Source organism: Desulfovibrio sp. (genome assembly GCF_047607245.1).
GTDB lineage: Bacteria > Desulfobacterota > Desulfovibrionia > Desulfovibrionales > Desulfovibrionaceae > Desulfovibrio.
The window spans coordinates 1-5,958 of record NZ_JASGDK010000122.1; the positions used below are offsets into that span (position 1 = coordinate 1).

The window sequence follows — 5,958 nt, forward strand, 5'->3', positions numbered from 1 at the left end:
CCGATGCCCTGCGCTTTCACAATACCCACACTATCAGCCATAAGGGCCGCGTCACCTGGAACAAAAACCCCTTGCTCGGCCAATACCCCGGTGCGGACGGCCTCAAGACCGGATGGGTCAATGCTTCAGGCTACAACCTTATCTTTACTGCCAGCCACGGCGACAAACGCCTGCTGGCAGTCATACTGGGCGCGCCGGACTCCCGCACTCGCGGTGTCGAGGCATTTCGCCTGCTGGATGCCGGTTTTCAGGTTTGCGACAATCGCGCAGCCTCGGTTGTAGCGGCGCTGGACTGCCTGCCCCCCGAACAGTATCGGCCCGACATGCACAAGACCGCCCGGGAAGCCAGGCTCACCTATGGCGGCGACGACGCCCCCGCCAAAAAGATCACCAAGAGCAAAAAGGCGCAGAACAGCAAGCCCAAGCAGACGGCCAAGGCCAAGCAGCAGCCCAAAAAGAAAGAAGCCGCCAAGGCTGGCGGCAAACAGAAGCGTGATTCTGATCAGGCAGCCCGGCGTTCGGCAGACCGCGCCATTTAACGCCTTTAATTATTTGCATGCCCTAAATATGGTGGCCTGAGACGCCCACCCCCTAAAAATTTGTTTGTGGCCAATAAAACGGCCCTTTTCCGGAGGATCTTCAACCTCAGGAAAAGGGCCGTTTGTCATTGCAGTCAAAAAACGTATTAGCTCATCTTAACCTTGAAAATCTAGATAGATCAGCGGCACGCGGTTGCAGCACGCCATACCGCGCCGTGGATGCAGAATAGCCGCTGCAAAATGCGAAACGCAGCATGCAATCTGCCCAAAATGGCCTTGAAATACAGAGATAAATTTCCGCCCAAGTGTTCAGCAGTCCTTTTGTATCAACACACCTTAATAAGTGTTCACGTCCGCAGGCTATCCCCTGTCCAGCACCCGCAAGGAAACAGCTTCGGCCAGATGGGCCGCGTCTATGCGCTCCAGACCTTCCATATCAGCGATGGTGCGGGCCATGCGCAACACTCTGGCGCAGGCGCGGGCCGACAGGGCAAGGCGGTTTACCGCCGCTTCCATCAGGGCGTGCCCGGCAGCGTCAAGCTCACAATGAGCGTCCAGCAGTGCGCCAGAAAGCTCCGCATTGCAACGCGGGCCGTCACCACCATAGCGCTGCCTCTGCACCGCCCGGGCGGCAAGCACCCTTTCCCGCATGGCGGCAGAGCTTTCACCTGCGCGGCTTTGGCGTAAATCCGCATAGGGTACTGCCGGAACTTCCACATGCACGTCAATGCGGTCCAGCATGGGGCCAGACACACGCGCCTGATAGCGGGCCCGCTGGTCAGGGCGGCAACTGCACTCATGCGTAGGATCGCCGTGGTAGCCGCAGGGGCAGGGATTCATGGCCGCCACCAGCATGCAGGCAGCGGGAAAAATCACGCTGTGCGCGGATCTGGCAATGTGAACAACGCCCCCTTCCAAAGGCTGCCGCAGCGATTCAAGTGCGCTCTTCTGAAATTACGGCAGCTCGTCAAGAAAAAGCACACCGCGATGGGAGAGGCTCACTTCGCCGGGGCGCGGATAAGCTCCGCCGCCCACCAGGGCTACGTCTGAAATGGTATGGTGCGGCGCGCGAAATGGACGCTGGCGCACCAGCCCCTGATGGTCGGGCAATTTGCCCGCCACGCTATAAATCTTGGTGACTTCAAGGGACTCTTCAAAATCCAGCGGAGGCAGAATGGTGGGCAGGCGTTGCGCAAGCATGGTCTTGCCGCTGCCGGGCGGGCCAAGCAGCAGAACATTGTGACCACCCGCGGCGGCTATCTCAAGGGCACGTTTGGCCGCCTCCTGCCCTTTGACTTCGGCAAAATCCAGGCCATGACTGAGCGGCGGCAACTCGGTATTTTCCGGTTCCGGCAGGGGATCAAGAGGCTCCGCACCAGCCAGAAAGGCCGCGCACTGCGCTATATTACGGGGGGTATACACGGAAAGTCCGCGCACAACTGCGGCCTCGGCTCCGTTGCCCGGCGGCACGATAATACCCGCCGCGCCTCGCTGGCGGGCCAGCAGGGCCAGGGGAAGAATGCCGCTTACCGGGCGCAGCTCGCCGCTTAAAGAGAGTTCCCCGGCCATGAAGAACCGTTGCAGGCCTTCAGCGGGGATACCGCCAGAGGCGGCCAGCAGCCCTACAGCAAGGGGCAGGTCGTAGCTGGCTCCGCTTTTGCGGCGCCAGGCCGGGGCAAGATTAACGGTAACGCGCGCGGGCGGCAACTTGAAGTTGGCCGCCCGCAGCGCTGCAAAAACACGATCCTTGGCTTCGCGCACTGCGGCCTCAGCCAGCCCCACCATAGTGAAGCCCGGCAGGCCCTGACGCACAAAATCCACTTCCAGTTCCACGGGATAGGCATCAACGCCTTCCACGCCGCCGCTGTTCAGCCGGACTACCACTGGGCCTCCTTGCAGTGCATCAACCGCCGTAACGGCTATTCCACCTTTTTGCCCATGCGGTCCCAGCGCATATCGTCAAGCCCGCCCCAAGACCAGTAGATACGCCAGGCCTTGGCGCGAATGGCGCTGCGGTCCACAAAGCCCCAAAAGCGCGAATCCAGCGAATTGTCGCGATTGTCGCCCATGACGAAATACTTGCCCTCGGGCACCGTTACCGGGCCGAAGTTGTCACGCACAGGTTCAATGCGGTCAGGCTGGGTAAAGCGGATGTAGCCTTCCTTGACGGCCTCGCCATTGCGGAACAGCTGTTTGCCGCGCACTTCAATGACATCGCCGGGCACGCCCACGATGCGCTTGATATAGTCGACGCTGGGGTCATTGGGATATTCAAAAATGATGATTTCGCCGCGCTGCGGGTCATTGCCCTTGTAAACATAGTGGTTGGTAAAGGGAATCTTGACGCCGTAGGCAAATTTGCTGGCCAGCAGGTGATCGCCCACAAGCAGGGTTTGCAGCATGGATTCAGATGGTATTTTAAACGCTTGCACTACGAATGTACGAATTACGAGAGCAAGCAGCAGGGCCACAAAAAGTGCTTCGCCATATTCGCGCCACAGGGGCTTTTTGGCAGGCGCAGATCTCAAAAGCGTGGTCATATGGTGCTGTTCCTTATTCTTTATGGCCCTTATGGCCCAATTGTATGCAGGCTGCAAAGTATGCACTTATGCGCCGCCAAAGGCAAGATGAGGCGAAGAATCTTCGTAAAAGCGAAGCCCCGGCGCAGAACGCCGGGGCTTGAGTATCGACGGTTGCCGCGTGAGCCTAAGGCAGACGCAGGGCAAAGTTGATCACAAAGCAGATGGCAATGCAGAGCATCACTATGTTCAGATCCTTGAAGCGCCCGGCCAGAGCCTTGATACCCACCCAGCTCACAAAGCCGAAGCCAAAACCCGTGGCAATGTTGAAGGTCAGGGGCATGCTGATGATGGTCAGAAACGCGGGCAGCGCCACGGTGAAGTCCTTGAAGCTGATGCGCCCCACTTCCTGCATCATCATTGCGCCCACGATAATGAGCACGGGCGCAGTGGCGTAGGCAGGCACCATGCCCACCAGGGGCGAGAAAAAGAGCGCCAGAAAGAACAGAACGGCGATGGTGACGGCAGTGAGGCCTGTGCGGCCGCCCTCGGCCACGCCTGCGGCGCTTTCAAGGTAACTGGTGGCCGTGGTAGCGCCCATAGCGGCGCTGGCCATAGTAGCCATAGAGTCGGTGATGAGGGCTTTGTCCAGATTTTCGATGTGGCCGTCTTCACGAATGAAGCCTGCCTTCTGCGAAAGACCGATGAGCACGCCCATATTGTCAAAAAGGTCCACCATCGTCAGTGTGAAGATAATGGAAATAAGACCGTGGTGCAGTGCGCCCTTGATGTCCATCTGCATAAAAGTTTCAGTGGGCATGGGCAGGCTGGTGGAGAAAATCTGTCCCTGCGGCAAGGGCGTCACGCCAAGCACGATACCGGCCACAGTAATAACCAGAATGCCGATGATCATCGCCCCGCGCACGCGCAGCGCCATCAGACCGCCGATAAGAAAAATACCCACCACTGAAAGCAGGGTTTGGGGATTGCCAAGATTGCCCAGCGTCACAAAGGTGGCCGGATCCGCCGCCACGATGCCGCAGCTTTTCATACCGATAAAGGCAATAAAGGCCCCGATGCCCACCACAATGGCAAATTTGAGATCCATCGGCACAGCATTGATAATAAGCTGGCGAATGCGCGTAACAGTGAGCAGCAGAAAAACTATGCCCGAAATGAACACTGCGCCAAGGCCCGTCTGCCAGGAATAGCCCGCAGGGCCACAGACGTAGTAGGCAAAAAAGGCCGTGATGCCCAGACCGGGAGCAACGCCCACAGGAAATTTGGCCCAAACGCCCATCACAAAAGTTGCGATAATGGTCACCCATATGGTGGACGCCACGGCGGAATCCTTGGGCATACCCGCGTCTGCCAGCATGCTGGGCACCACAAAGATGAGGTAGCACATGGCCATGAAGCTGGTGAGACCGGCCAGCATTTCTCTTTTGACCGTGCTGCCCCTTGCAGCGGGATTGAACAGTTTTTCCAGCACACTCATGGCGTTTCCTCCTTACTGTGCGACGCCAAACGGGGTTCGGACATTAGAACAAACCCCAGAAAAAGCTCAAAATACCCAGCCGCCCGTCATGCGGGATTACCGTCATTAATTACGCAGTTTACCGCTCAGATTCAGGCATCGAACACTGGGCAGGCATGGGCATGAGCTTCAACAAACTGTATGGATAAAGAGTGCAAGAGCGGTCAAAAATTTTCCGCCCTCGTAATGAAGGCGGCAGGATGCCACATACGGCTTGCCATGTCTACATGCTTTTAGCCGCGCCCTGCCTGGAAAAATGGAAAATTTCCGGCTGCCGGAAGCAATGGAAAAATCACGTTAAATCGCGCTTGCCTGCTCCGTGTGATGGCAGGCATGTCAGCAGTCATGCATCTGGCTCGACCTGCGGATTCGCGGCCTGCACACTTGCCATTGCGGCAGGATATTATCGGCACGCCGAAACATCATTTCACACATCTGTACTTTCGTGGGCGCACGACATCCGGCAATAGCGCCGCAGATGCGGTTGGGTAAAGCATATATCCGGCCCAGCGCAACAAAAATACGCACATCAAATTCTTGCCAGAAGATTTTTGACTGACAGATTTAGCCTGATATCAAGAAAAGCGGCCTTTTTCATAAAGGCAGGTACTTTTGAGTACGCAACCAGAATGAAAAAGACCGCTCACTTCAAAAAGAAAAAACGCAGTAAAAGCAGCCTTGGGGCGACCTTCAAACAAATGCTTTTGTACCAAGGGAAGAGAAGGCTTTTTTACAAAAGGAATGCACGCTTATGGTACAGGGCTGAAGTAAAAAATGGCCTTTTAACGCAACCAGTTGGACAAAAGATTTATTTACGTCCCCTTAACGGCCTACGCCAACACTCGTCTGTACCTGCCCCTTGGGCTGCACACGCACACCGTGCCCGCAGCCTGTAAGCACCAGAGGCGCCAGCAGGGCCAGCAATGAAAGGCAGAGCAGAAAACGGCGGCCAGTACGCCGGGAACCGGCATCAGGCACGCGGGCGCTCCTGAAGAATGCGCGCGCCTTCGGCCACATCCTGGGTAATCCACACATTACCGCCGATAATTGCGCCCTTGCCAATGGTGACGCGGCCAAGAATGGTGGCCCCGGCATACACTGTCACGCCATCACAAAGAATGGGATGCCTCGGTATGCCCTTGGTCAGGGTACCGTCCGCATTTTTGGGGAATGACAACGCCCCCAGAGTGACGCCCTGATACAGGCGGCAATTGCGTCCAATAACACAGGTTTCGCCAATAACAACGCCCGTGCCGTGGTCGATAAAAAACTCTTCGCCAATGGTCGCGCCGGGGTGCAGATCAATGCCTGTGGCCGAATGCGACATCTCGGATATGATGCGTGGAATCACCGGAACCTGAAG

General features: G+C 57.1%; 4 protein-coding genes and 2 pseudogenes. 1 reads left to right on the forward strand and 5 read right to left on the reverse strand.

What is annotated here, in order from left to right; translation table 11 throughout:
• A pseudogene (locus QM579_RS10005) lies at window positions 1–539 on the forward strand (D-alanyl-D-alanine carboxypeptidase); the annotation flags it as partial.
• Between the two features lie 360 nt (window positions 540–899).
• Here the strand turns inward: QM579_RS10005 and QM579_RS10010 are convergent.
• From QM579_RS10010 to QM579_RS10030, 5 genes and pseudogenes are all read right to left on the reverse strand, one after another.
• Window positions 900–2,423 (reverse strand): annotated as a pseudogene (locus tag QM579_RS10010) (YifB family Mg chelatase-like AAA ATPase).
• A 35-nt stretch (window positions 2,424–2,458) separates the two neighbouring features.
• Window positions 2,459–3,079, reverse strand: a complete 621-nt coding sequence (lepB, locus tag QM579_RS10015) for a signal peptidase I (protein WP_414999017.1) — start codon at window positions 3,077–3,079, stop codon at window positions 2,459–2,461.
• A gap of 166 nt (window positions 3,080–3,245) precedes the next feature.
• Window positions 3,246–4,556 carry an NCS2 family permease gene (locus QM579_RS10020; protein ID WP_414999018.1) on the reverse strand — a complete coding sequence of 437 codons (1,311 nt, stop codon included), beginning with the start codon at window positions 4,554–4,556 and terminating at the stop codon, window positions 3,246–3,248.
• A gap of 861 nt (window positions 4,557–5,417) precedes the next feature.
• Window positions 5,418–5,573 carry a hypothetical protein gene (locus QM579_RS10025; protein WP_414999019.1) on the reverse strand — a complete coding sequence of 52 codons (156 nt, stop codon included), beginning with the start codon at window positions 5,571–5,573 and terminating at the stop codon, window positions 5,418–5,420.
• Window positions 5,566–5,958: serine O-acetyltransferase (locus QM579_RS10030; RefSeq protein WP_414999020.1), on the reverse strand; the 393-nt coding region annotated here is incomplete at its 5' end. The genes QM579_RS10025 and QM579_RS10030, both read right to left, overlap by 8 nt.

Excerpts from the sequence above, each read along its gene's own strand:
- lepB (WP_414999017.1), bottom strand. The coding sequence starts at position 3,079 with ATGACCACGCTTTTGAGATCTGCGCCTGCCAAAAAGCCCCTGTGGCGC.
- QM579_RS10020 (WP_414999018.1), bottom strand. The coding sequence starts at position 4,556 with ATGAGTGTGCTGGAAAAACTGTTCAATCCCGCTGCAAGGGGCAGCACG.